Source organism: Pseudomonas reidholzensis (assembly GCF_900536025.1).
Taxonomy (GTDB): Bacteria; Pseudomonadota; Gammaproteobacteria; order Pseudomonadales; family Pseudomonadaceae; genus Aquipseudomonas; species Aquipseudomonas reidholzensis.
Genome location: NZ_UNOZ01000028.1, coordinates 43538 through 68086 on the forward strand (window position 1 = coordinate 43538; position 24549 = coordinate 68086).

30 protein-coding genes are annotated in these 24549 nt (G+C 65.3%); 5 read left to right on the top strand and 25 right to left on the bottom strand.

Annotated features, from left to right (window positions below; translation table 11 throughout):
• Window positions 1-5: 5 nt before the first annotated feature.
• Window positions 6-935, bottom strand: a complete 930-nt coding sequence (locus CCOS865_RS17900) for a class I SAM-dependent methyltransferase (protein ID WP_119143242.1) — start codon at window positions 933-935, stop codon at window positions 6-8.
• Between the two features lie 51 nt (window positions 936-986).
• Complete coding sequence (locus CCOS865_RS17905) at window positions 987-1892, bottom strand: DMT family transporter (RefSeq protein ID WP_119143244.1); 906 nt, start codon at window positions 1890-1892, stop codon at window positions 987-989.
• A 134-nt stretch (window positions 1893-2026) separates the two neighbouring features.
• On the opposite strand from CCOS865_RS17905, the gene CCOS865_RS17915 reads away from it, so the two are divergent.
• The 3 genes from CCOS865_RS17915 to CCOS865_RS17925 all read left to right on the top strand — a co-directional run bounded on the left by CCOS865_RS17915 (window position 2027) and on the right by CCOS865_RS17925 (window position 5317).
• Window positions 2027-2464, top strand: coding sequence for an Lrp/AsnC family transcriptional regulator (locus CCOS865_RS17915; protein WP_119143246.1), 438 nt, complete (start codon window positions 2027-2029; stop codon window positions 2462-2464).
• A gap of 575 nt (window positions 2465-3039) precedes the next feature.
• Window positions 3040-4572: an NCS1 family nucleobase:cation symporter-1 gene (locus CCOS865_RS17920; protein WP_119143248.1), complete on the top strand. Its 1533-nt coding sequence runs from the start codon at window positions 3040-3042 to the stop codon at window positions 4570-4572.
• Window positions 4573-4588: 16 nt separating this feature from the next.
• Window positions 4589-5317, top strand: a complete 729-nt coding sequence (locus CCOS865_RS17925) for an aspartate/glutamate racemase family protein (RefSeq protein WP_119143250.1) — start codon at window positions 4589-4591, stop codon at window positions 5315-5317.
• A 26-nt stretch (window positions 5318-5343) separates the two neighbouring features.
• Here the strand turns inward: CCOS865_RS17925 and CCOS865_RS17930 are convergent, their stop codons facing one another.
• The 16 genes from CCOS865_RS17930 to ccmA form a co-directional block, all read right to left on the bottom strand.
• Window positions 5344-6003 (bottom strand): histidine phosphatase family protein, encoded by a 660-nt coding sequence (locus tag CCOS865_RS17930; protein WP_119143252.1) that lies wholly within the window; start codon window positions 6001-6003, stop codon window positions 5344-5346.
• Window positions 6004-6191: 188 nt separating this feature from the next.
• Window positions 6192-6380, bottom strand: a complete 189-nt coding sequence (locus CCOS865_RS28070; protein WP_147406524.1) for a hypothetical protein — start codon at window positions 6378-6380, stop codon at window positions 6192-6194.
• A 122-nt stretch (window positions 6381-6502) separates the two neighbouring features.
• Window positions 6503-6841 (bottom strand): FKBP-type peptidyl-prolyl cis-trans isomerase, encoded by a 339-nt coding sequence (locus CCOS865_RS17935; protein WP_119143254.1) that lies wholly within the window; start codon window positions 6839-6841, stop codon window positions 6503-6505.
• 112 nt (window positions 6842-6953) lie between these two features.
• The gene (locus CCOS865_RS17940; protein ID WP_119143256.1) at window positions 6954-7361 is read right to left on the bottom strand and encodes a GFA family protein; all 408 of its coding nucleotides are present in this window, start codon (window positions 7359-7361) and stop codon (window positions 6954-6956) included.
• A gap of 217 nt (window positions 7362-7578) precedes the next feature.
• Window positions 7579-8367 (bottom strand): PhzF family phenazine biosynthesis protein, encoded by a 789-nt coding sequence (locus tag CCOS865_RS17945; protein ID WP_119143258.1) that lies wholly within the window; start codon window positions 8365-8367, stop codon window positions 7579-7581.
• A gap of 31 nt (window positions 8368-8398) precedes the next feature.
• The gene (locus CCOS865_RS17950) at window positions 8399-9346 is read right to left on the bottom strand and encodes a 2-hydroxyacid dehydrogenase (RefSeq protein WP_119143260.1); all 948 of its coding nucleotides are present in this window, start codon (window positions 9344-9346) and stop codon (window positions 8399-8401) included.
• Window positions 9347-9444: 98 nt separating this feature from the next.
• Window positions 9445-9864, bottom strand: a complete 420-nt coding sequence (locus CCOS865_RS17955) for a hypothetical protein (RefSeq protein ID WP_119143262.1) — start codon at window positions 9862-9864, stop codon at window positions 9445-9447.
• Between the two features lie 12 nt (window positions 9865-9876).
• On the bottom strand, window positions 9877-11073 hold the full coding sequence (ccmI, locus tag CCOS865_RS17960; protein ID WP_119143264.1) for a c-type cytochrome biogenesis protein CcmI: 1197 nt from the start codon (window positions 11071-11073) through the stop codon (window positions 9877-9879).
• The gene (locus CCOS865_RS17965) at window positions 11066-11542 is read right to left on the bottom strand and encodes a cytochrome c-type biogenesis protein (protein WP_119143266.1); all 477 of its coding nucleotides are present in this window, start codon (window positions 11540-11542) and stop codon (window positions 11066-11068) included. Before CCOS865_RS17965 ends, ccmI begins: the two co-directional genes overlap by 8 nt.
• Window positions 11539-12075 (bottom strand): DsbE family thiol:disulfide interchange protein, encoded by a 537-nt coding sequence (locus tag CCOS865_RS17970; protein WP_119143268.1) that lies wholly within the window; start codon window positions 12073-12075, stop codon window positions 11539-11541. Before CCOS865_RS17970 ends, CCOS865_RS17965 begins: the two co-directional genes overlap by 4 nt.
• The gene (locus CCOS865_RS17975; protein ID WP_167469076.1) at window positions 12072-14045 is read right to left on the bottom strand and encodes a heme lyase CcmF/NrfE family subunit; all 1974 of its coding nucleotides are present in this window, start codon (window positions 14043-14045) and stop codon (window positions 12072-12074) included. The genes CCOS865_RS17970 and CCOS865_RS17975 overlap by 4 nt, the downstream gene beginning before the upstream one ends.
• An 11-nt stretch (window positions 14046-14056) precedes the next feature.
• On the bottom strand, window positions 14057-14518 hold the full coding sequence (ccmE, locus tag CCOS865_RS17980) for a cytochrome c maturation protein CcmE (protein ID WP_119143272.1): 462 nt from the start codon (window positions 14516-14518) through the stop codon (window positions 14057-14059).
• Window positions 14515-14691 (bottom strand): heme exporter protein CcmD, encoded by a 177-nt coding sequence (gene ccmD, locus CCOS865_RS17985; protein WP_119143274.1) that lies wholly within the window; start codon window positions 14689-14691, stop codon window positions 14515-14517. The genes ccmE and ccmD overlap by 4 nt, the downstream gene beginning before the upstream one ends.
• A complete protein-coding gene (locus tag CCOS865_RS17990; protein ID WP_119143276.1) occupies window positions 14688-15455 on the bottom strand; it encodes a heme ABC transporter permease in 768 nt (255 codons plus the stop codon). The genes ccmD and CCOS865_RS17990 overlap by 4 nt, the downstream gene beginning before the upstream one ends.
• Before the next feature lie 58 nt (window positions 15456-15513).
• A complete protein-coding gene (gene ccmB / locus CCOS865_RS17995) occupies window positions 15514-16182 on the bottom strand; it encodes a heme exporter protein CcmB (RefSeq protein ID WP_119143578.1) in 669 nt (222 codons plus the stop codon).
• Window positions 16179-16811 carry a cytochrome c biogenesis heme-transporting ATPase CcmA gene (ccmA, locus tag CCOS865_RS18000; protein ID WP_119143278.1) on the bottom strand — a complete coding sequence of 211 codons (633 nt, stop codon included), beginning with the start codon at window positions 16809-16811 and terminating at the stop codon, window positions 16179-16181. The genes ccmB and ccmA overlap by 4 nt, the downstream gene beginning before the upstream one ends.
• A gap of 170 nt (window positions 16812-16981) precedes the next feature.
• Here ccmA and fliK point away from each other — a divergent pair, with 170 nt between their 5' ends.
• Complete coding sequence (gene fliK, locus CCOS865_RS18005) at window positions 16982-18550, top strand: flagellar hook-length control protein FliK (RefSeq protein ID WP_119143280.1); 1569 nt, start codon at window positions 16982-16984, stop codon at window positions 18548-18550.
• Window positions 18547-18882, top strand: coding sequence for an EscU/YscU/HrcU family type III secretion system export apparatus switch protein (locus CCOS865_RS18010; RefSeq protein WP_119143282.1), 336 nt, complete (start codon window positions 18547-18549; stop codon window positions 18880-18882). Before fliK ends, CCOS865_RS18010 begins: the two co-directional genes overlap by 4 nt.
• A gap of 159 nt (window positions 18883-19041) precedes the next feature.
• On the opposite strand, the gene CCOS865_RS18015 is transcribed toward CCOS865_RS18010, so the two are convergent.
• From CCOS865_RS18015 to CCOS865_RS18045, 7 genes are all read right to left on the bottom strand, one after another.
• Window positions 19042-19434: a DUF2802 domain-containing protein gene (locus CCOS865_RS18015; protein ID WP_119143284.1), complete on the bottom strand. Its 393-nt coding sequence runs from the start codon at window positions 19432-19434 to the stop codon at window positions 19042-19044.
• A gap of 1 nt (window position 19435) precedes the next feature.
• Window positions 19436-19915 carry a chemotaxis protein CheW gene (locus tag CCOS865_RS18020; RefSeq protein ID WP_119143286.1) on the bottom strand — a complete coding sequence of 160 codons (480 nt, stop codon included), beginning with the start codon at window positions 19913-19915 and terminating at the stop codon, window positions 19436-19438.
• 66 nt (window positions 19916-19981) lie between these two features.
• On the bottom strand, window positions 19982-20899 hold the full coding sequence (locus CCOS865_RS18025; RefSeq protein ID WP_119143288.1) for a CheW domain-containing protein: 918 nt from the start codon (window positions 20897-20899) through the stop codon (window positions 19982-19984).
• Entirely contained in the window at window positions 20899-21687 is a 789-nt protein-coding gene (locus CCOS865_RS18030) for a ParA family protein (protein ID WP_119143290.1), read from the bottom strand. Before CCOS865_RS18030 ends, CCOS865_RS18025 begins: the two co-directional genes overlap by 1 nt.
• Before the next feature lie 78 nt (window positions 21688-21765).
• Window positions 21766-22623: a flagellar motor protein MotD gene (gene motD, locus CCOS865_RS18035; RefSeq protein ID WP_119143292.1), complete on the bottom strand. Its 858-nt coding sequence runs from the start codon at window positions 22621-22623 to the stop codon at window positions 21766-21768.
• Between the two features lie 3 nt (window positions 22624-22626).
• Complete coding sequence (locus CCOS865_RS18040; RefSeq protein WP_119143294.1) at window positions 22627-23367, bottom strand: flagellar motor protein; 741 nt, start codon at window positions 23365-23367, stop codon at window positions 22627-22629.
• On the bottom strand, window positions 23367-24506 hold the full coding sequence (locus CCOS865_RS18045) for a protein-glutamate methylesterase/protein-glutamine glutaminase (RefSeq protein ID WP_119143296.1): 1140 nt from the start codon (window positions 24504-24506) through the stop codon (window positions 23367-23369). Before CCOS865_RS18045 ends, CCOS865_RS18040 begins: the two co-directional genes overlap by 1 nt.
• Window positions 24507-24549: the final 43 nt, after the last annotated feature.

The following is a 24549-nucleotide window of genomic DNA, read 5'->3' on the forward strand; positions in this document are numbered from 1 at the left end:
GGGCATCACTCTCCTTGGCGGAACACCAGGGCCTTCAAGCCACCCTCAGGATCGGCATCAGGAAACTCCGGCGGATTGGCCAACCGCTCGACGAACTTCAACCCAGGCGCCTGCTCGGCCATGCCCTGAATCAGGAAGTCCGAGCCAATCCCCGGATCATTGACACACGCCAGCACCGTGCCGCCCTCGGTCAGCAACTCCGGCAAGCGCCGCAGAATCTTCGCGTAATCCTGGGTCAGCACGAAGCTGCCGCGCTGGAAGCTCGGCGGGTCGATGATGATCAGGTCATACGGCCCGTACTTGCGCACCTTGCCCCACGACTTGAACAACTCATGGCCCAGGTAGGCGACGCGCGATGCGTCATGGCCATTGAGCCGATGATTGTCCCGCCCACGCGACAGCGCCGATTTGGCCATATCAAGGTTGACCACCTGTTCAGCGCCACCGGCAATCGCCGTCACCGAGAAGCCGCAGGTATAGGCGAACAGGTTCAACACCCGATTGCCTGCGGCCTGCTCGCGCACCCAGCGCCGGCCATAGCGCATGTCGAGGAACAGGCCGTTGTTCTGCCGCACGCCCAGGTCGAGCAAATAGGTCAGGCCATCTTCGACCACTTCACGTTGCTGAACCGGCTCGCCCACCAGCCACTGGCCGGGGCTGTCGGGCAAATAGCGGTGCTGGATCAGAATCGCCTGGCCGGTCCATTGCGGGCGCGCGGCGAGTGCCTGGAGCATGGCCTCCAGCTCAGCCAACTGGCCCTCCGGTGGCTCGCGGAACAGCGCAACCGACAACACACCCTGCAGCCAGTCGACGGTGATCTGCTCGAGCCCCGCCCAGCAACGGCCACGGCCGTGAAACAAGCGGCGGGTTTCGGCCGGCGCAGGGTCGAGGGCGGTGAGCAGATGCTGTTCGAGGGTGTCGATCACGGAGGTCATGGGCAAGTCGCAGGGCTTGAAAAAGGGGGCATTCTACCCCCTTGCGCGGCCTCAGTCGCTTGAAGCTGCAACCTCAGCCTTGGCCGTACGGAACCACCAGCCCTGTTGCATGCCTGCCGCCGCCAGCAGAATCAACGCCACACCGAGCCACTGCAACGGCGCCAGGCGATGGCCGAAGGCGATCCAGTCGACCAGGATCGCCGCGATCGGGTAGATGAACGACAGAGCGCCGGTCAGCGCCGTCGGCAGGCGCTGGATGGCGCTGTACAGCAGCACGTACATCACGCCGGTGTGGACGATGCCCAGGGTGATCAGGCTGGCCAGCGCCGGCACTTCGCCCGGCAAGCCGCCCAATTTGACCCAAGGCGCCAGCAGCAGGGTGCCGGTGCTCACCTGGATCAGCGCTATAAGGTGCGGCGGGGTGCCGCTCAGGCGCTTGATGATCAGCGCCGCCACCGCGTACAGAAACGCCGCGCCTAACGCCAGGGCGATCCCTAGCAGGTACTCGCCACCACTGCCCTGCCCCGCGCCATGTGCGCTGACGATCGCCAACATGCCGAGGAACGCCACGCTCAGCCAGGTCAGCTTGGCGGCGGTGATCTTCTCGCCGAGGAACAGTGCCGCCAAGCCCACCAGCATGAACGGCTGGACGTTGTACACCGCAGTACCGATGGCGATCGAGGCGCGCGAGTAGGAGGCGAACAACAGCACCCAGTTACCGACGATGGCCACCCCGCTGGCAATCGCCAGGAGGAACGCCGTACGGCTGATCACCCCAGGCTTGAGGAAGCCAAAGCCGGCGCAGATCAACAGCAGGGTGCCGGCCCCGAACACGCAACGCCAGAACACCACCTCGAGCACCGGCTGCCCGGACACCAGCACGAACCAGCCGATGGTCCCGGAAATCAGCATGGCCACCACCATCTCTACTGAGCCACGGCGAACTGAACTGTCCATCTCACACCTCCGGTTGTCGATGGGCATAGTTTGCCAAAGGCCCGGGATCGCCATCCAGCGGATAACCAAGGCAGATTTCGTAATCTGCCTTTACTATCAAGGCAAACATACCAATTTGCCTGACGAGGTGAACAATGACCGACGCCATCGACCAACTGTTGATCAATGCCTTGATGGAAGACTCCCGTCGCTCGCTCAAGGCGCTGGCGCAGATCAGCGGGCTCTCCGCACCCAGCGTCAGCGAGCGCCTGCGCCGCCTCGAAGAGCGTGGCGTGCTACGCGGTTACACGGTGGAGGTCGACCCGCGCTGCTTTGGTTACCAGTTGCAGGCGATCGTGCGGATTCGCCCATTGCCTGGGCAGTTGCAGGAGGTGGAGCGGCAGATCGTGGCCATCCCCGAGTTCACCGAGTGCGACAAGGTGACCGGCGAAGACTGCTTCATCGCGCGCCTGCATGTGCGCTCGATGGAGCAGCTCGACACCTTGCTCGACCGCATCAATGTGCTGGCCGAGACCAACACCGCGATCATCAAGAAGAGCCCGGTGAAACGGCGGCTGCCGCCGATGGAGTGATCCGGCTGAATCTGCGCTGTCCTTTTCGCGGGCAAGCCCGCTCCCACAGGGACCGCGCCGCACTCATGCTCGGTGAATATCCCTGTGGGAGCGGGTTTATCCGCGAAAAGGGCAACCCGGTACCGGGCCAGGCACCGGCAACTTTATGTACACAAGAATGTCACCTTAAGTGCCATTTTTGTGTGCACTTTTGAGAAGTAACGCACCACTACGTTACACGCACCGCGTTTTTAAATTTGACCAATTGATCAACTAATTGAACAACTTAAAAATAAAAGCTGTTCAATTGGTCAATTTATAATGCCTTTATTTCATTAACTTATAGTTTTCAAACCAATATTCGAAATAAAGACCACTTCGAAGTTGCATCCTCCCTGGCATGAAACTGGCTTTTGTGTGTTCGTGTTTTGTATACAACTCAAACAAAACATAAATACACAATAACGCGCAGCGCCTGTTCCCAACGGGCCGCCGCCTCCAGAACCCAGTGATGCCAATGCCTGTACCCATGAGAGGGCGAGCCCCGTGCACGCTCCCCCGCTCAGTGCAGTCAACGTGCATCAGGAGCCGCCGGAATGAGTAGCAGCCTCGACCTTGCCCCTGAACTATCCGTCGCCAGCACCAGCCCCGCGTCGACCCTGGCCGGCCTCTCGCCGGACCTCGAGCTCAGCCCGCGGCTGCACAACCGCGACCTCGCCCCCACGCGCATGGAAGGCCGCCGCTGGGGTGGCTACAGCATCTTCGCGCTGTGGACCAACGATGTGCACAACATCGCCAACTACTCGTTCGCCATGGGCCTGTTCGCGCTCGGCCTGGGCGGCTGGCAGATCCTCCTGTCACTGGCGATCGGCGCGGTGCTGGTGTATTTCTTCATGAACCTGTCCGGCTACATGGGGCACAAGACCGGCGTGCCGTTTCCGGTGATCAGCCGCATCGCCTTCGGCATCCATGGCGCGCAGATCCCGGCGCTGATCCGCGCGGTGATCGCCATCGCCTGGTTCGGCATCCAGACCTACCTCGCCTCGGTGGTCCTGCGGGTGCTGCTGACGGCCGTCTGGCCGCAGCTGGCCAGCTATGACCAGGACAGCATCCTTGGCCTGTCGAGCCTGGGCTGGCTGTGCTTCGTGGCGATCTGGCTGGTGCAACTGGTGATCCTCGCCTACGGCATGGAAATGGTCCGCCGCTACGAGGCGTTCGCCGGGCCGGTGATCCTGCTGACCGTGGCCAGCCTGGCCGGATGGATGTACTTCCAGGCCGATACGCGCATTGCCTGGTCGGTGGCAGAGCCGCTCAGCGGCTACGAGATGTGGCGCAACATCTTCGCCGGCGGCGCCCTGTGGCTGGCGATCTACGGCACCCTGGTGCTGAATTTCTGCGACTTCGCCCGCTCCTCGCCGTGCCGCAAGACCATTCGCGTCGGCAACTTCTGGGGCCTGCCAGTGAACATCGTGGTGTTTGCGGTGATCACCGTGGTGCTCTGCGGGGCGCAGTTCCAGATCAACGGCCAGGTGATCGACAGCCCGACCCAGATCGTCGCCAGCATCCCCAGCACGCCGTTCCTGGTCCTAGGCTGCCTGGCGTTCCTGATCGTCACCGTGGCGGTGAACATCATGGCCAACTTCGTCGCCCCGGCGTTCGTGCTCAGCAACCTGGCGCCCAAGCACCTGAACTTCCGCCGCGCCGGCCTGATCAGCGCCACCCTGGCGGTGCTGATCCTGCCGTGGAACCTCTACAACAGCCCGCTGGTGATCGTCTACTTCCTGTCCGGCCTGGGCGCCCTGCTCGGCCCGCTGTACGGGGTGATCATGGCCGACTACTGGTTGCTGCGCAAAGGCTGCATCAACGTGCCGGAGCTGTACAGCGAGAACCCTGCCGGCGCCTATCACTACAGCCGCGGGATCAACCTGCGCGCCGTCGCGGCGTTCATCCCCGCGGCGTTGCTGGCGATCGTCCTGGCGCTGGTGCCCAACTTCCAGAGTGTCGCGCCGTTCTCCTGGCTGATCGGTGCCGGCATCGCCGCCGCGCTGTACCTGCTGATCGCCCCGCGCAACCGCCACTACCCCGACGTCAGCGGCGAATGCATCGCCGTCGACCACAGCAGCCACTGATCAAGGAGCCGATCGCATGCGTATTCTGATCGTCAACGTCAACACCACCCAGGCCATCACCGAGGCCATCGCCGAGCAGGCCCGCAGCGTGGCCTCGCCCGGCACTGAAATCGTCGGCCTGACGCCCTGGTTCGGCGCCGAGTCGGTGGAAGGCAACTTCGAGAGCTACCTGGCCGCCATCGCGGTGATGGACCGCGTGCTGTCCTACGACCAGCCTTATGACGCGGTGATCCAGGCCGGGTACGGCGAGCATGGGCGCGAGGGCCTGCAGGAGCTGCTCGAAGTGCCGGTGGTGGACATCACCGACGCGGCCGCCAGCACGGCCATGTACCTGGGGCATGCCTATTCGGTGGTGACCACCCTGGACCGCACCGTGCCGCTGATCGAGGACCGCTTGAAGCTCTCGGGGCTGTATGACCGCTGCGCCTCGGTGCGCGCCAGCGGCCTGGCCGTGCTGGAGCTGGAGGCCGACCCGCAGCGTGCGGTCGAGGCGATTGTCGAGCAGGCCGAACGCGCCGTGCGCGATGACAAGGCGGAGGTCATCTGCCTTGGCTGCGGCGGCATGGCCGGGCTGGATGAGCAGATCCGCCAGCGTACCGGGGTTCCGGTGGTGGATGGGGTGAGTGCCGCGGTGACCATTGCCGAGTCACTGGTGCGCTTGGGCCTGAGCACGTCCAAGGTGCGCACCTATGCGACGCCGCGGGTGAAGAAGGTGATTGGCTGGCCGATGCAGTTCGGCCGCTGATCGAGCGGTTGCCTGGCCTGGCCTTTTCAGGTCGGGCAGGTCTTGTTACCGCCATCCAGCCCCTGACGGACGTTTCGGCTGAGCATGCTGGCCTTGCCGTCATGCCAGGTCAGGGTGATCACGTAGAGGCTGTCGAAATCTTCGTTGGCCCAGTCTTCGGTCAGTACGTGCTCATCACCCATCGCCTTGCCCGCCACTGCGTTGATCAGGTCAGGCAGGTAGCCATGCGACCAGGCGGTATACACGGTCGCATTGCGGTACTTGTTGCTGGTCAGCTCGTCAGCCAGCTCGTCGTAGTCATTGGCGCCGTACTCGATGTTCACCGGCAGGCCCAGCCGAATAGCGCTCGGTGTGATGGTCATCAACGGCCGAATGTAGCTGTAGCTGAGGTCCTGGCTGCCCTCTTCGACATGCCGTGAAGGGTTGGCGGCGAATACATAGTCGGCGTCACCAAAACGCTCCGGGAGCACGGTCGCCAGGTCCAGCGCGCGGTTCAGGCCCTGGCAGTTCAGCTGGCCCAGGCCCTCGCCCGGTTTTTCGGCGTGGCGCAGGAAGACCAGGGTCTGGGTACCGTCGACTGGCCGCTCATGGCTTTCGACCACACCCAAGGTGACAGGTACGAGGATCGCGGCGAGGGCCGCAGCGATCAACAGGGGTCGGCGGCGAAAGGCAAGCGGCAGCTTCATGGCAGGGCTCATCCGGCAGAAATAAGGGAGGCGTCCGTGCCCGCATTCCATGCTCGTTGACGGGCTGGTTTGCACAGCAAACGCCCGATACGGCTTATCCTTGACCGCCTTGTGTGAGCAAAATTCACTTTATCGGGGAATCTTTGCCAAATGATGTCGTTCGCGGGACATTGGGGTTTCAGTGACCATCAGCCTTCGCGCAGCCGCGCGAAAGCGGTTTCAAATGCTGCCTTGAGCTCGGATTGACTCTTCTTGGTACTGGAAATCACACACGCCAGCTCTCTGGGAAGCGTGATATCCATCAGTGCCCCAGCCGCTGAAAGCCGGGAGTTGGCTTCCCTCACAATCCGCGATGAAAAATGTGATTTCGTCGACATTGATGACACTCCGGGGGGAACTGCGCCTCATACCGTTATACACCCGAATGACCTGACAGCCGCTGCGATAAAGTGCGACTAATTACTCGTGCGCCCATGGCGGCAGTTCGATGCTCTGCAGGTCAATCGTCGCGGGTCAGGACCTCGAACAATTCGATCTCGAAGGTCAGGTCCGAGTGGGGAGGAATGGCGCCCACCGTGCGCTCGCCGTAGCCCAGATGCGCCGGTACCAGCAGCTTGCGCTTGCCGCCAACGCGCATGCCCATCAGGCCCTGGTCCCAGCCTTTGATCACCCGGCCGCTGCCGATCACGCACTGGAACGGCTTGCCGCGCGACCAGGACGAGTCGAACTCGCTGCCGTCGGCCAGCCAGCCGGTGTACTGGGTAGTGATCAGTGCGCCCTTGACCACGACCTTGCCGTCGCCTTCATGCATATCGATGACTTGCAGTTCGCTGCTCATGCGTCTTCCTTTGAAGCGGATAACCAAAGGCGCCGTTTTCTCAGGTCTGCAGCGGTTTGGCAAGCGCGGGTGGGCTACCGCTCGGTTCGGCGACACGCATAGGATGCTCGGCCTAGCTGAGTTCGTCGAAGGCTTGCTGGCCGGTGAGCTCGCGGGTCTGGTTGGCGAAGCAGTACCAGGCGGGCTTCTGCTCGACGAAGATTTGCAGCTCGAAGTCCCAGGCTTCATCACCGTCGAGCAGGCCGACCGGGATGGCGTAGAAGTCGTTGGCCTTGAGGCGGTAGTACAGGTGGGTACCGCACTGGCCGCAGAAACCGCGCTGGGCCCAGTCGGAGGAGTCGTAGACGCTGGGCGCGCGGCCGGCGATCTGCGGCGGCTGGCTGCAGTGGACGACCAACAGTGGGCCACCGGTCCATTTGCGACACATGCTGCAGTGGCAGGCGCTGATCTGGGTGTTGTCGATGAGGGCGGTCAGCTGGGTGGCGCCGCAGAGGCAGGTGCCTTGTTTTTCCAGGGGCATGAGGGGGGGGGCTCCTTTGGCGTGAGCGGGAGCTGGGAAGTATAGGCGTTGGGTTGGCTGTCGGCCGTTCTGGCCTCATCGCGGAGCAAGTCGCATCGGCGCACCGCCGCTCCCACAGCTTCCGTGCAAGGCCCAGAATTCGGGCATCAACGGGATCCTGTGGGAGCGGGTTTACCCGCGAAGGGGCCTGAACTGACAGCCCAACACTGCAAGCGGATCAGATAAACACAGTGCCACGCAGGTACAACGCTCCACGCCCACTGATGATCACCCGGCCATTACCCTGCACGTCGCACTGCAACTGGCCCTTGCGCGCCCCGCCCTGCTCGCAGCGCAGGCTGCTCTTGTCCAGGCGCTCGGCCCAGTACGGCGCCAGCGAGGTGTGCGCCGAGCCGGTCACCGGGTCTTCATTGACCCCGACCCGCGGGCCAAACCAGCGCGTGACGAAATCAAACCCGCGCCCCGGCGCCGTCACGGCGATGCCGCGCACATCGAACGCCGCCAGCGCGACAAAGTCCGGCGCCAGCGGCTCGATCAGCGCCGCATCGTCGATCACCACCAGGTAGTCGTCAGTGCGGTACACGCCCTGCGCACTGCTCAGGCCCAGCGCTTCGAGCAAACCGGCGGGGGTCTCGACCGCAACCGGTTGCTTGGCCGGGAAGTCCATCGCCAGCAGGCCGTCGGCCGCGCGGCTCACGCGCAGTTCGCCACTGCGGGTATTGAAGCGCAACACCTCGGCTTGTTCACCCAGTTGCTCGAACAACACCCAGGCGGCGGCCAGCGTGGCATGGCCACACAGATCGACTTCGACCGCCGGGGTGAACCAGCGCAGGTCATAGCCCTCGCCGTTCTTGACGAAGTAGGCGGTCTCCGACAGGTTGTTCTCTTCGGCAATGCGCTGCAGCAGGTCATCCGCCAGCCAGCGCTCCAGCGGGATCACCGCCGCTGGATTACCACCGAAGGGTTGGGCGGAAAACGCGTCTACCTGGAAGATCTCGAGTTGCATGCAAACACTCCACTGTCCATGAAAGGGTGAATCACAAGGTGTGCAGGCGGACCGGCGTCAGCACCGGTTCGCCGGCAAAGAATGCCTGCAGGTTACGCAGCACCAGGCTCACCGTATCGCGCGCGGCCTCAGGCGACTGCCCGGCGACATGCGGGGTGAGCACGGTATTGCCCAGCGCCTTGAGCGCGTCGGGCACCGCCGGTTCGTCGTCGAACACATCCAGCGCCGCGCCGGCCAGCGAGCCGCGCTGCAAGGCGGCGACCAGCGCCTCGGTGTCGACCACACTGGCCCGGGCGATATTGACCAGGTAGCCCTCGGCGCCCAGCGCCGCGAGCACCTCGGCGTCCACCAAGTGCTGGGTACCGGCACCTCCCGGAGTGGCGATCACCAGGATGTCGACAGCGTCGGCCAGGTGCAGCGGGCTGTCATACCAGGTGAAGGCGACGTCCGTGCGCGGTGTACGGCTGTGATAACTGATGTGCATGTCGAACCCCAGCGCCGCACGCTTGGCGATCGCCAGGCCGACGGCACCCAGGCCGAGAATGCCCAGGCGCTTGCCCGACACGGACGGGCTGATGACCCGGTTCCATTCGCCACGGCGGGTACTGGCATCGCCGCGCGGGATGTCGCGCAGCAGCGCCAGGAGCAAGGCCAGGGTATGGTCGGCGACTGCCGCGGCATTGGCGCCCGCGCCGTTGGTGACGGTGATGCCACGTGCGGCCGCGGCAGCCAGGTCGACCTGCTCGTAGCCGGCGCCGATCACGCAGATGATCTGCAGCTTGGGCATGGCGTCGATTTCGCTGGAGGTCAGGCCCAGCGGGCCACGGGTCAGGACGGCGTCGATCTCGTGCGCGTGGCGGGCGATGGCGTCGCTGCGCATCTGCGGCGACGGGGCGCGAATCAGGCGATAACCGGCCTCTTCCAGCAATGGCAGGTAATCGTCGACGGTTTCAACCAGTACCAGGACTGTCTTGCTCATGCACCCTCCGGCTCTATGCGAGAGGGGATTATGCGGGGTCAGGGGCAAGTACAGTCAATCGGAAAATTGACGCTTAATTGTACTGTACTGCTTGAGCCTCACTGGGCGAAGGCGCGCCCCAGGCCACCCGGCACACCGCTGCTGTCGGTTTCCTGCCACGGGCCCTCGGGGCTCAGCGACCAGCTCCAGCCGCCGTCGTAACGGTAATAGGTGCGCTGGCGATAGAAGGTATTGGGCTTTTTCTCGAGCACATACACCCCAAGCTTGGGGTCCCAATGGCTGGCCCCGCCAGGCGGCGGTGCGAAGCTGGCCGAGGTGCGCGGCATCGGTTTGGGGATCGCCGCCGGCTTGCTTGGCTGGGTGCCCGGTTGGCTACCCGGCAGCGGCTTGACCACCGGCCCCTGGCGCGGTGGCACGCTTTCAATCGGCGGCAAGGGCTGCTCGACCGGCTCACGCACCGTACACGCGGACAGACCCAAGGCCAGGGTGATCAGGGTCAAGCGGACAGTGTTGTTCATGAGCTGAGTCTCTTAGCGGTCGGGGCTGTCAATGGTCAGGTGCTGGGTCGCCTGGGTGCGGCTGCTCAACGGCTTGCCCTGGCCGATCCATTCACCCTGGGTCGGCTGGCCTGCGCGTGAGACCCGTGCAACCAGTTGGACTTCACTGAAATCGGACAGTTTCATCTGCGCCATCATCGCATCGGCATCGGACAACTCGACTTCGATCGGCAACTGGCCGGCCGTCACCCGCTTGGCCGCCAGCGGCATTGGCGGGCCACTGCTGGCGCGGGCGAAAATGAACACCGTGTCACCGGGCTGGACCTTGTCCTTGAGCGCTGCGGCAAGCTCTACCCGAACCTTCAGGCGGACCGCCAGCGGCGTGCTCTGCGGCGTGCTGCCCGCTGCCCCTTGAAGCTTCTCGGCAGCGCGGTCGATACCGCCCTGCAGCGCCGCGCGCGAGGCATCACCTTCGGGCAACTGGGCCAGCAGCCGCTGCCAGTAGTCGATCGCCTCCTGGTAACGCTCGCCCTCGAACGCCGCGATGCCGCGCAGGCCCAGGCTGGTGACCTCGTTCGGATCGGCCTTGAGCGCCTCGTCGGTGAGCCCCTGGACCTGCCCGTTCCACTGTTTGTCGGCGGCAAAGTACAAGGCCTGGGCCCACTGGCCGAGCAGCTCGGGTTGACGCCCGGCCAGGGCCACGGCGCGCTCGAAGATCTTGGCCGCATCTGCCGGGCGCTGGTCGGCCATGTAGGCGCGGCCGAGGAAGTACAGGCCCTCGGCAGAATCCGGCTGAGCCTGCACGGCACGCTCCAGGCGCGCGGTCATCTCTTGCATGGACTTCGGTGCCTCGGCGAACTCACGGGTCAGCTCGACCTTGTCGGCGGCGCCAAAATGCAGGTACATGCCCAGCCCCAGCACCGGCACCAACAGCGCCGCCAGCAGCGGCAAGGCCTTGCCCAGGTGGCCCTGACGCGGCGCCTCGGCACCTTCGGTATCGGCCAGCAGTTCGCGCGCCGCTTCATCGCGGCCGTTGGCCAACTGCCCGGCATCGAGCACACCGGCGGCCTGTTGCGCCGCCAGCTCGGCGACACGCTCCTGATACAGCGCGACGTTGAGGGCGGTACGGTCTTCTTCCTGCTGGCGGCCACGGCCGCGCAGGATCGGGATCAGCAGAAAGCCGAGGGCGGCGAGCAGCAGCAGGCCCGCGCCAAGCCAGAATTCAGTCATGGGTGTGTTCTTTATCCAGCAGTTTGGCGAGACGCTCGCGTTGTTCGGCGGTCAGCTCCTCGGAGCCACCCGCCACCGGGCCGCGCCGCCGACGGACGATCACCGCCAGCACCACGAAGCCGCCCACCAGGAGGATCCCCGGGCCAAACCAGAGCAGCCAGGTACGCCCGCTCAACGCAGGCTTGTAGCGCACGAAGTCGCCGTAGCGATCGACCATGAAATCGACGATCTGCTGATTGTTCTTGCCCTCGCCGAGCATGCGGAAGATCTCTCGGCGCAAGTCTGCGGCAATCGGCGCGTTGGAATCGGCGATGTCCTGGTTCTGGCACTTCGGGCAGCGCAGTTCCTTGGTCAGTTGCTGATAGCGCTCGCGCTCGGCGTCATCGCGAAACTGATAGGTGTCGATCGCCGCCTGGGCCACGCCCGCCACGCTCAGGCCGAGCACCGCCGCCGCCAACCAGCGCCTCATGGCCTGGCCTCGTCGACCAGGCCCTGGTACAGCGGCGCCAACTGCTCGCGCCAGACGCTGGCGTCGACGATGCCCACGTGCTTGTAGCGGATGATGCCTTGGGCATCGATCAGGAAGGTTTCCGGCGCGCCATACACGCCCAGGTCCAGGCCCAGGGTGCCCTGCTCGTCGCGGATGTCCAGCTGATAGGGGTTGTGGAACTCGGCCAGCCATTTCAGCGCGGCGGCGTTGTCGTCCTTGTAGTTGATGCCGTGGATCACCACGCCCTGCTCGGCCAGCTGGTTCAGGTAGGGGTGCTCGACCTTGCACGAGGGGCACCAGGTGGCCCATACGTTGACCAACGCCGGGCGACCCAGCAAATCGGCCTGGGTCAGGCTTCTATCACCCTGCACCGAGGCCAGGGCGAACGCCGGGAACGGCTTGCCGATCATTGCCGAAGGCAGTTCCTCGGGCTTGAGGAACAGGCCCTTGTAGAGAAACACCGCCATCAGCAGAAACACCGCCAGTGGCAGCACCATGATCCAACGCTTCATGCAGTTGCTCCAGACACGCCCAGGACATCACGCACCCGGGTCTTGACCTTGACGCGGTAGCGCCGGTCGAACGCCGCCAGCAACCCGCCCAGGCCGGTCAGCAGACCGCCCAGCCAGATCCAGCGAACATACGGCTTGATGTGCACACGCACCGCCCAGGCACCGTTCTCCAGCGGTTCGCCAAGGGCGACATAGAGGTCACGGGTGAACCCGGCATCGATGCCGGCCTCGGTCATCATCGACTGCTGCACGGTGTACAGGCGCTTCTCGGGGTGCAGCACGCTGACTTCGCGGCCCTCCCGCGAGACGCGCACGGTGCCCTTGTCGGAAATGAAGTTCGGCCCCTCGAAGTGCTTGGCGCCCTCGAACAGGAAGTGATAACCGCCCAGCTCGACGGTTTCGCCCGGCGCCATGCGCAGGTCGCGCTCACTGCTGTTGTTGCTCGACAGCACCACGCCCAGGGCGCAGACCGCCAGCCCCAGGTGCGCCAATTGCATGCCCCAGTAGCTGCGTGAAAGCCCGCGCAGGCCCTTGCCCAGGCCTTTGTGGCGGGTCTTGTCGAGGATGTCGCGCACCCCCGCCAAGACCACCCAGGCGGCCAGGGCGAAGGTCGCCAGGGCCGGCCAGTCGAAGTCGTCGGCGATCAGCCCGGCGACCGGCGCGAGGATCGCGCTGCCGATCAGCACCGGGGTCAGCATGCCGGCCAGCCATTTGCCGGGGGTGTCTTTCCAGCGCACCAGCACGCCGACCCCGAGCACCACCATCAGCAGCGCCATCAACGGCAGGAACAACGCATCGAAGTACGGTGGGCCGACCGACAGCTTGGCCCCGGTGAGGGCATCGAGCACCAGCGGGTACAGCGTGCCGAGAAGGATCATCGACGCCGCCACCACCAGCACCAGGTTATTCGCCAGCAGCAAGGTTTCCCGCGACCACAGGGCAAAGCCGACGTGGCTCTTGACCACCGGGGCACGCAAGGCGAACAGGGTCAGCGAGCCGCCGACCACGAACAGCAGGAAGATCAGGATGAACACACCGCGCGACGGGTCGGCGGCAAACGCGTGCACCGAGGTCAGCACCCCGGAACGAACCAGGAAGGTGCCCAGCAGGCTCAGCGAGAACGCCGCGATCGCCAGCAGCACGGTCCAGCTCTTGAACACCCCACGTTTCTCGGTGACGGCCAGCGAATGGATCAGCGCGGTGCCGACCAGCCACGGCATGAACGAGGCGTTCTCGACCGGGTCCCAGAACCACCAGCCACCCCAGCCGAGCTCGTAATAGGCCCACCACGAGCCGAGGGTGATACCGACGCCGAGGAACGCCCAGGCGACGATCGTCCACGGCCGCGACCAGCGCGCCCAGGCAGCGTCCAGGCGGCCGCCGAGCAAGGCCGCGATGGCGAAGGCGAAGGCCACCGAGAAGCCCACGTAACCCATGTAGAGCATCGGCGGGTGGACGATCAGGCCGAAATCCTGGAGCAACGGATTGAGGTCGCGGCCATCGGTCGGCACCTGCGGCAGCAGGCGCTGGAACGGGTTGGAGGTGACGATCAGGAACGACAGGAAGCCGACACTGATCATGCCCATCACCGCCAGCACACGCGCCAGCATGACCTGCGGCAGTTGCCGGGAGAACACCGACACGGCGAAGGTCCAGCCACCGAGGATCAGCGCCCAGAGCAGCAGCGAGCCTTCATGGGCGCCCCACACGGCGCTGAACTTGTAGTACCAGGGCAAGGCGCTGTTGGAGTTGCTGGCGACGTAGGCGACCGAGAAGTTGTCGGTCATGAAGGCATGCGCCAGGCAACCGAAGGCAAACGCCAGGAAGGCGAACTGGCCCCACGCGGCCGGGCGCGCCAGGCTCATCCACAGGCTGTCGCCGCGCCAGGCGCCGAGCAGCGGCACGCTGGCCTGCACGGCGGCAAAGCAGATCGCCAGGATCATCGCCAACTGGCCCAGTTCGGGCACCATCAGGGCGGCATTCATGGCGCTTTCCCCGCTTCAGTGGCCGCAGCGGCCTGGCCGCTCTCCTTGAGGGCCTTGGTCACTTCGGGTGGCATGTACTTCTCGTCGTGCTTGGCCAGCACTTCGTCGGCCACCACCACACCCTCGGCGTTGACCTTGCCCAGCGCGACGATGCCCTGCCCTTCGCGGAACAGGTCCGGGAGGATGCCGCGGTAGGTGATCGGCACCGACTTGTTGAAGTCGGTCACCACGAAGCGCACGTCGAGCGAGTCGGACGAGCGCTGCACCGAGCCCTTCTCGACCATGCCACCGGCGCGGATGCGGGTGTCCAGCGGCGCCTCGCCGTTGGCGATCTGGGTCGGTGTGTAGAACAGGTTGATGTTCTGCTGCAGGGCGCTCAGGGCGAAGCCGACGGCGACGGCGACACCGACCAGCAGGCCGACGATGAGCAACAGGCGTTTCTTGCGCTGCGGATTCACTGGTTGTTCTCCCGGCGCAGACGGCGCGCCTCTTCTTGCAGGTAGCGACGTCGGGCCAGCAAGGGCGACGCGACGTTGAGGGCGAGCACCGCCAGGCAGATGCCATAGGCCGACCACACGTACAGGCCGTGATGGCCCATGGCGAGAAACTCGCTGAACGAGGCGAAACTCATGGCGCGGCCCTCCGCCCCAGGCGGTTCAACACTTCTTCGCGGACCCAACTGGCGCGCGCTTCGCGCTTGAGCACTTCAAGGCGCATGCGCAGGAGCAGCACCGCGCCAAAGAAGCAATAGAAGCCCAGCGCGGTGAGCAGCAGCGGCAGCCACATCTCGGCGGGCATCGCCGGCTTTTCGGTCAAGGTGAAGGTGGCGCCCTGGTGCAGGGTGTTCCACCACTCCACCGAGTACTTGATGATTGGAATGTTGATCACGCCGACGATCGCCAGCACCGCGCAGGCCTTGGCCGAACTGTCGCGATTACTGATGGCCCGGCCCAGGGCAATGATCCCGAAGTACAGGAACAGCAGGATCAGCATCGACGTCAGGCGAGCATCCCAGACCCACCAGCTGCCCCAGGTCGGCTTGCCCCAGATGGCCCCGGTCACCAGCGCCACCGCGGTCATCCAGGCACCGATGGGCGCCGCGCACTGCAGCGCGACATCGGCGATCTTCATCTTCCACACCAGGCCGACCACCCCGGCCACCGCCAGCAGCACGTAGCACGACTGCGCCAGCATGGCCGCCGGCACGTGGATATAGATGATGCGGAAGCTGTTGCCCTGCTGGTAGTCCTCCGGCGCGAAGGCCAGGCCCCAGGTGATACCGACCGCCAGCAGAAGCACGGCGGCGACGGTCAGCCACGGCAGCAGGCGGCCGCTGATGGCATAGAACCATTTCGGCGAGCCGAGCTTGTGAAACCACGTCCAGCTTATTTTCATCAGGGTGCATCCGGTATTGTCTGGGCTTTGGGCGGTTGCGCCGCAGGCCCAGATCTCGTTATTCGCCGACGCTGATCTTCAGGCCGGCCGCTATCGCAAAGGGTGCCAAGGTCACCGCCAGGGCGGCCAGGCTGGCCAGCCACAGCAAGTGGCCGGTCGCCGGCATATTCTGCAACGCCGCTTGCAAGGCGCCACTGCCCAGGATCAATACTGGGATATACAGCGGCAGGATCAGTAACGCCAGCAGCAAGCCACCGCGCTTGAGGCCGACCGTGAGCGCCGCACCGACCGCACCGAGCAGGCTCAACACGGGTGTACCGAGCAGCAGCGAGGCCAGCAGCACCGGCAGGCAGCTGCTCGGCAGGCCAAGCATCAGCGCCAACAGAGGCGCCAACAATACCAGCGCCAGCCCGGAAAAGATCCAGTGCGCCAGCACCTTGGCCAACACCAGCAGCGCCAGCGGATGCGGCGACAGGACCCACTGTTCCAGCGAGCCATCCTCGAAATCACTGCGAAACAGCCCTTCCAGTGACAACAGTACCGCCAGCAACGCAGCCACCCACACCAGGCCAGGCGACAAGGTTTGCAACAATTGGCTCTCGGGACCGACCGCCAGCGGGAACAGCGCAACGACGATGGCGAAGAACACCAGCGGGTTGGCCAGCTCGGCTGGGCGGCGGAACAGCAAGCGAGCCTCACGGCGCAACAACAGGACGAATACGCTCATGCCGCCCATTGCCCCACGTTCAGCTCACGGTAACCGGACGGTTTGCACGCGAGGCTGTGGTGGGTGGTCAGCACCACCGTACCGCCGGCTTCGCAGTGCGCGGCGAGGTGCGCCTCGAGCTGCGCCACGCCCTGCTTGTCGAGGGCGGTGAACGGTTCGTCGAGGATCCACAGCGGCGGGCTGTCCAGGTACAGCCGGGCCAGGGCGACGCGGCGCTGCTGGCCGGCCGACAGGGTATGGCAAGGAACGTCTTCGAAACCGCGCAGGCCGACCGCTGCCAGCGCCTGCCAGATCGCCTCCGGGGTGGCTGGCCGGTGCAGGGCGCAGAGCCAGGCGAGGTTCTCTTCAGCACTGAGCAGGTCCTTGATGCCGGCGGCATGGCCGATCCACAACAGGATGCTGGCCAGGGCGTGGCGCTGCTCGCCGAGCGGCTGGCCATTGAGGAGGATCTGCCCGGCGGTGGGCTGCATCAGCCCCGCCAGCAGGCGCAACAGGCTGGTCTTGCCGCTGCCATTGGGGCCGCTGACCTGCAGCATGTCGCCGGGGCGCAGCTGAAAGTCCAGGTGCTCGAAGAGCAGCCGCCAGTCGCGTTCGCAGGCCAGGCCAGTGGCTTGAAGGTCGAGGGTCACGGTTTCGCCTTATGCTGTGTGAAGCCCGAGCTCGCTGTCGCGCTCGGCCATGTGTCTCAAGTCGCCCCCTGCCCTGCCGTTATACTGACCAGTGGCGGGCGGCGTGGCCGGCATTATTACACGCGGCGACTCGCTGCCAAGAGGGCTGGCCTCACAGGTTGTATACAATCATGACTGAAATCAATAGTCTCGGCGCACAAACAGTGTTGCCGGCCCAAGCGGCCAAGGCGGCGATGACCGGCGAACTGCTGCGTCTGCTGCAACCGCAGCCCGGTTTGGTGGCGCCCGGCGAGGCCGTTCGCGCCGAAGTCGTGTCGCTCAAACAGCTCGGCCAGGACTTCCAGATGCTGCTGCGCCTGACCCTGGCCAACGGCAGCCAGACCCAGGTGCAGACCAGCGCCAGCCAGCCCTTTGCCCAAGGCAGCCAGCTGCTGGTCAGCCAGACCGACGGCAACCGCCTGGCGGTGATGGTCCAGCAGGCCAATGCCAGCAACGTCAGCACCCTGACCCGCCTCGACACCACCCAGATACCCCTCGGCACCCTGCTGCAAGGCAAGGTGCTGACCAGCCAGGCGCTGCCGCTCAACCCCGGCGAGGCGGCCAGCTTCCGCTCGCTGGTGAGCCTGCTCAACAGCAGCCAGGCCGGTGCGACCTTGAGCATCGACAGCCCACGCCCGTTGCCGGTCGGCAGCCTGCTCAGCGCCCTGGTGCAGGGCGATCAGTCACTGCGCTTCGTGCCGCTGAGCGGTCGCCAGGAGCAATTGCTGGTTGGCCAGCAACTGGCGAGCCAGCAGGCCCGCCAAGCCTCCCTGCCCGGCGTGCTGAGCGCGCTGCAGCAACTGGCCAGCGCGCCCGAGGGCAACCGCGAGCTGCGCGCCAGCGCCGAACGCTTGCTCGCCAGCCTGCCGGATGCGCGCCAGCTCGGCGACCCCAAGACCGTGGCGTCGGCGCTGAACAACAGTGGCGTATTCCTCGAGGCGAAACTGCTCGGTGGGCTGGGCGCAGCCGTTGCACCAGATATCAAGGCGCAACTGCTCAGGCTGGTCGCCCAGGCGCTGCCGGGCGTGCCCGGCAATCCGCAGCTGAGCCCGGCGATCGCCGCCAATACCCTCGCCCAGGTGCTGCCGGGGATGGCGCGCAGTGCCTTGGGCATGCTCGAGCGGGTCAGCCCACGCCTGCAACCGGGGACGTTCCCGCTGCCCTCGCGGTTGCTGCAGAGCCTGGAGCAGGAAGGCGACCTGCAGCAACTGCTGCGCCTGGCCGCAGCGGCGGTTTCGCGGTTGCAGAGCCATGCCCTGTCGAGCCTGCAACAGACCGGCACGCTGGAGAACGGCAACCTGCAGACCACCTGGCAGACCGAGATACCGGTGCGCCACGGCCAGGAGTTCATCCCGCTACAGGCCAAGTTGCAACGCGAAGACACTCCACAGCAGCAAGCCGACCCGCAGCGCGAGCAGCGTGATCCGCTGGAGTCGCTGTGGCGCATCGAGCTGGCCTTCGACCTGCCGCCGCTGGGGCCGTTGCAGGTTCAGGCGCAACTGATCCAGGGCCGTCTGTCTGGCCAGTTGTGGGCAGAGATACCAGAGACTGCGCGGCTGATCGACAGCCAACTGGGCAGCCTGCGCGCACGCTTGCTCGACCGCGGCCTGGACGTGGGTGACCTGGAGTGCCACCCGGGCACCCCGCCGCAGGGCCCGAGAACCCGACTGGAGCAACGCTGGGTGGATGAGACCGCATGAGCAGCAAGCAACCGCGTCAGGCCATTGCCCTGAGCTACGACGGCCAGCAGGCGCCGACCTTGAGTGCCAAGGGTGATGATGAACTGGCCGAGGCGATCCTTGCGCTGGCGCGCGAGCATGAAGTGCCGATCTACGAGAATGCCGAACTGGTGAGCCTGCTGGCGCGCCTGGAGCTTGGGGAGCAGATCCCCGAGGCGTTGTACCTGACCATTGCCGAGATCATCGCCTTTGCCTGGCAGTTGCGCGGCAAGGCGCCGGTGGGGTTCAACGATGAACCCGCCCCGGCGCGGGACATCACGCCTGAGGCGTTGCGGCTGCCGCGAGGGGGCTAGAGGCAGCCAAGCAATGAGTCGCCTGTGCTGACGCCTTCGCGGGGCAAGCCCGCTCCCACAGGATCTCTGCACGGCTCGAATCTCGGGCCTGCCGCAGAACCTGTGGGAGCGGGCTTGCCCCGCGAAGGCGCCGGCCCAGGCAACCGATTCCGTAAGCCGTTATCCGCGATGCAACTTGGTCATCAACTGCGCCTCGGCCTGGGTCAACCCACACGTCTGCGTCAGCTCATCGACACTCGCCCCCATCCCCACCAGCTTCGCCGCCTGGGAAAAGGTCACATCGTTCGGATCGCGCTGCTCAAGCTGCTGCAGCTTGTCCGGCAATGGCGCCACCACCGCACGCAGCTCGTGCAGCGCCTCACCCATGCGCACCGTGCCGTTCTGGTAATCGTCCAGACGCTTGGCCAGGTCCTTGATGCGTTGATCACGCACGGCATCGCCCTGAGCCTGCTGAGCCGCCAGCTCACGCTGGCGCTTGCTGTAGTTGAGAAACAACCACAGGCTCAGCGCCCAGAGCAGCGCCAGGAAGATGACAGCAACCTCGAAAATCAACTCAGATGTTCTCCAGCTCGGACCACTCTTCCTCGGTCATCATCTTGTCCAGCTCGACCAGGATCAACAGCTCGCCGTTCTTGTTGCACACGCCCTGGATGAACTTGGCCGACTCTTCGTTGCCCACGTTCGGCGCGGTCTCGATCTCCGACTGACGCAGGTAGACCACTTCGGCCACGCTGTCGACCAGGATGCCGACCACTTGCTTGTCGGCCTCGATGATGACGATACGGGTGTTGTCGGTAACCTCGGTCGGCACCAGGCCAAAACGCTGGCGGGTGTCGATCACGGTCACCACGTTACCGCGCAGGTTGATGATGCCCAGCACGTAGCTCGGCGCACCCGGAACCGGAGCGATCTCGGTGTAACGCAGGACTTCCTGCACCTGCATGACGTTGATGCCGTAGGACTCGTTGTCCAGACGGAAGGTTACCCATTGCAGGATCGGATCTTCGGAACCTTGTGCGGACGACTTTTTCATTCCCCTACCCCTCAAAATCCGCCATCGGCGGTGTGCTCGGTCTGGCCGCCGCAGCAGCGGCCTGAATTATTGGTGTTTGCCGTGCATCTGCTTGACGGCGCCACTGGCGATCAACTCGGCCAGTTCGGCGACATCGAGCAAGGCACACATGTGTTCGATCACCGTGCCGGCCAGCCACGGGCGTTGCCCACGCTGGCTGCGCCACTTGATCTCGTTAGGGTCCAGGCGCAGCGAACGGCTGACCTGGTGCACCGCCAGCCCCCACTCATAGCCCTGGACGGAAATCACGTACTGCAGGCCCTGGCGAAAATCTTCGCGGTAGCGGTCGGGCATCACCCAGCGTGCGGTGTCGAGCACCTTGAGGTTGCCCGCCTGGCAGGTGAGGATGCCGAGGAACCAGTCCGGCTGGCCAAACAGCGGTGTCAGCTCCTGGCCGGCCAGGCTGTAGATCGAGCCCAGGCACACCAGCGGCACCGCCAGGGTCAGCCCGGCGACGTCGAACAGCAGGCATTCGAAGGGCTCGGCGGCCCAGTGCGGGCGGCCGTCGACAGTCGCCGGGGGCACCGGCAGGTGGCTCGACGGCAGGTGCACTTCGACCAGCGGCTCGACCCACTCCGGGGCCTGGACCTCGGTCAGCACCGGAATACTGGCCTCGGCCAGCACCTCGCTGTCGACCACCGTGACCACCGGTTCAGCCGCCGGCGTGGCAGGCGCCAGCACCGTAGCCAGGACCTTGGGTTGCGGCTCGGCGAACGGACGTAAGCTCGGCGTCGGCGGCGCCACGGGCGCAGGCTCAGCCTGACGCTGGGCGTCACGCGCCTGCTCCTCACGGACCGCCGCCTCGAAGTCTTCGCTGGGCGAGGTCACGAGCAGCGGCGCTTCGACCGGCAGCTCTACGGTTTCCGTGGCCTCCTGCAGCAGGCCATCGAGGTAGGACTGCAAGGCCAGTTGAGGCTTGCTGGCGATCTGCCGCGCTTGATTCATCAGGCCACCTGCAGGGCGGATTTGTAGGTGAGCATGTGCTTGAGCAGCGCGCGGTAGGCAATCACCCCGCGGCTCTTGCCGTCGAACTGCGAAGGCGTGACACCCGCCCGGCTGGCATCGCGCAAGCGCGTGTCGACCGGGATATAACCCTGCCAGACACTCTCGGCGTAGGTATCGCGCAGCACCTTGAGGGTGCCCAGCGAGGCCTGGGTACGGCGGTCGAACAGGGTCGGCACGATCTGGTACGGCAGCGCCTGCTTGCGCGAGCGGTTGATCATGGCCAGGGTGCCAACCATGCGCTCCAGGCCCTTGACCGCGAGAAACTCGGTCTGCACCGGGATCACCAGCTGCTGGCTGGCAGCCAGGGCGTTGACCATCAGCACGCCGAGCAGTGGCGGGCTGTCGATGAGGGCAAAGTCGAAATCCTGCCACAGCTGCGCCAGACTCTTGGCGATCACCAGGCCCAGGCCACTCTGCCCCGGCGACTGACGCTCGAGGACCGCCAGCGCGGTGCTCGACGGCAGCAAGGAGATACGCTGGTCGCTGGTCGGCAGCAGCAGTTGCCCCGGCAGCCCTTCGGGCACCGTGCCCTTGTGCAGGAACAGGTCATAGCAACTGTGCTCCAGCGCGTCCGGGTTGTGCCCGAAATAGCTGGTCATGGAGCCGTGCGGGTCGAGATCGACGACGACCACGCGCTTGCCCGCATCGGCCAGCAAGCCGGCCAGGGCGATGGTGGTGGTGGTCTTGCCGACGCCACCTTTTTGATTGGCTACTGCCCAGACTCTCATGGTGCGCTGCTTCCTCCCGGTATGGCCGCCTGCCCTGCCGGGAACGGTATGAAATTCAGTGACGGGGATTTGACGGGGTTAGCCCCCTCCCGCCGGTGCTGTCGATGCAGGTGCACTTTGTGTGCCAGCCCGCCGCAACGCCGCGTCCGGGGTGGCATTGGCCGTGCCGGTACCGGTCAGGCTGCGGCGCACTTCGAGGTTGCGCGAGATCACCAGCACCACCCGGCGGTTGCGCGCGCGGCCCTCGGCGTTGTCGTTGCTGGCCACCGGCTGGTACTCGCCGTAGCCGACCGAGGCCATGCGGCCCGGGTTGACGCCGTTCATCGCCAGCAAGCGGACGATGCTCGCCGCCCGCGAGGCCGACAGCTCCCAGTTGGTCGGGTACTGGGCGGTGCGGATCGGCAAATTGTCGGTAAAGCCTTCGACGTGCACCGGGTTGGCGAACGGCTTGAGGATGTTCGCCACCTTCTCGACGATGCTGAAGGCGGTGTCGCTGGGCATCGCGTCACCGCTGCCGAACAGCAGCGCCGAGTTGAGCTCGATCTCGACCCACAGCTCATTGCCGCGCACGGTCATCTGCTTGGAGTCGATCAGGTCGCCGAAAGCATTGCGCACATCGTCGCTGATGCTCTTCAACGGATCGACGCTGGCCGACGCCAGGCCGGCATCGGTCTGCTCGCTGTCCTTGATCAGCGGCTCGGCGGGCTTGACGCTGAGCGGTTGTTCATCGCCGATGGGGATCGGCTTCATGCTCCGCTCGGGGTCGTTGAACACCCCCAGCAGGGCCTGGGAAATGACCTTGTACTTGCCCTCGTTGATCGACGAGATCGAATACATGACCACGAAAAAGGCGAACAGCAGCGTGATGAAGTCGGCGTACGACACCAACCAGCGCTCGTGATTCTCGTGTTCCTCGGTATGACGACGGCGACGCATGGCTTACTCCATGAAGCCTTGCAGCTTCAGCTCGATCGAGCGTGGGTTTTCGCCTTCGGCGATCGACAAGAGGCCTTCGAGGAGCATCTCGCGGTAGCGCGACTGACGCATGACGATGGCTTTCAGCTTGTTGGCGATCGGCAGCAGGATCAGGTTGGCACTGGCCACGCCATAGATGGTGGCGACGAAGGCCACGGCGATGCCGTTACCCAGTTGCGACGGGTCGGCCAGGTTGCCCATGACGTGGATCAGGCCCATCACCGCACCGATGATGCCGATGGTCGGCGCATAGCCGCCCATGCTTTCGAACACTTTCGCGGCCTGGATATCGCGGCTTTCCTGGGTCAGGAAGTCCACTTCGAGGATGCTCCGTACCGCCTCCGGCTCAGCGCCGTCGACCAACAACTGCAGGCCTTTGCGGGCGTAAGGATCGGGCTCGGCGTCAGCCACCCCTTCCAGGCCGAGCAGGCCTTCCTTGCGCGCCGTCAGGCTCCAGTTGACCACCCGATCGATGCCACCCGCGAGGTCGACCCGCGGCGGGAAGATGATCCAGCGGACGATCTGCAAGGCGCGCTTGAACGATGGCAGCGGCGCCTGCAGCAAGGCCGCGCCGAGGGTGCCGCCCAGCACGATCAAGGCCGCTGGCGCATTGAGCAGCGCACCGACGTGGCCGCCCTCGAGGAAGTTGCCACCGACAATGGCGACGAAGGCGAGGATCAGGCCGATCAGGCTCAGGACATCCATCAGACGCACGCCTCGACCAGGTGCCGGCCAATGTCGTCCAGGCTGTATACCGCGTCGGCCAGGTTGGCCTTGACGATGGCCATGGGCATGCCATAGATCACGCAGCTGGCTTCATCCTGGGCCCACACGGTGCTGCCACCCTGCTTGAGCAGGCGCGCACCTTCGCGGCCATCGGCGCCCATGCCGGTGAGCACCACCGACAGCACCTTGTCGCCATACGACTTGGCCGCCGAGCCAAAGGTGATGTCCACGCACGGCTTGTAGTTGAGGCGCTCGTCGCCTGGCAGGATCTTCACCGTGCCGCGGCCATCGACCATCATCTGCTTGCCACCGGGGGCCAGCAGGGCCAGGCCCGGGCGCAGCACGTCGCCGTCCTCGGCTTCCTTGACGCTGATCTTGCACAGCTTGTCGAGGCGCTCGGCAAACGCCTTGGTGAACGCCGCCGGCATGTGCTGGATGAGCACGATCGGCGCCGGGAAATTGGCCGGCAACTGGGTCAGCACCCGCTGCAGCGCGACCGGACCACCGGTCGAGGTGCCAATCGCCACCAGCTTGTACGGCTTGCGCTTGGGCGCCGGTGAGTGGCTGCTGGCGGCGGCCGGTGCAGGGCTGCGCACAGGCGCGGCAGTGCGCAGCGGCGCCGGGCTGGCGAAGCTGCTGGTCGGCGCAGGGCTGCTGGCCGCCGGGCTCGGGGCCGCGACCGCAGCCGGGGCTGGCGCGGCGTAGCTGCCCAGGCGACGGTTGCTGCGCGAAATGCTGTGGACCTTTTCGCAGAGCATCTGCTTGACCTTGTCAGGGTTGCGCGAGATGTCTTCGAAGTTTTTCGGCAGGTAATCCACCGCCCCGGCGTCCAGCGCATCGAGGGTCACCCGCGCGCCTTCATGGGTCAGCGAAGAGAACATCAACACCGGCGTCGGGCAGCGCTGCATGATGTGCCGCACTGCGGTGATGCCATCCATCATGGGCATTTCATAGTCCATGGTGATGACATCGGGCTTGAGCGACAGCGCCTGGTCGATTGCTTCCTTGCCATTGGTCGCGGTGCCCACGACCTGGATCGTCGGGTCCGCCGAGAGAATTTCCGAAACGCGCCGGCGGAAGAAACCGGAATCGTCCACCACCAGGACCTTGACTGCCATAAACACTCCATTAGGCGGCGCACCCGTCAGGCTGCGCCGCCGA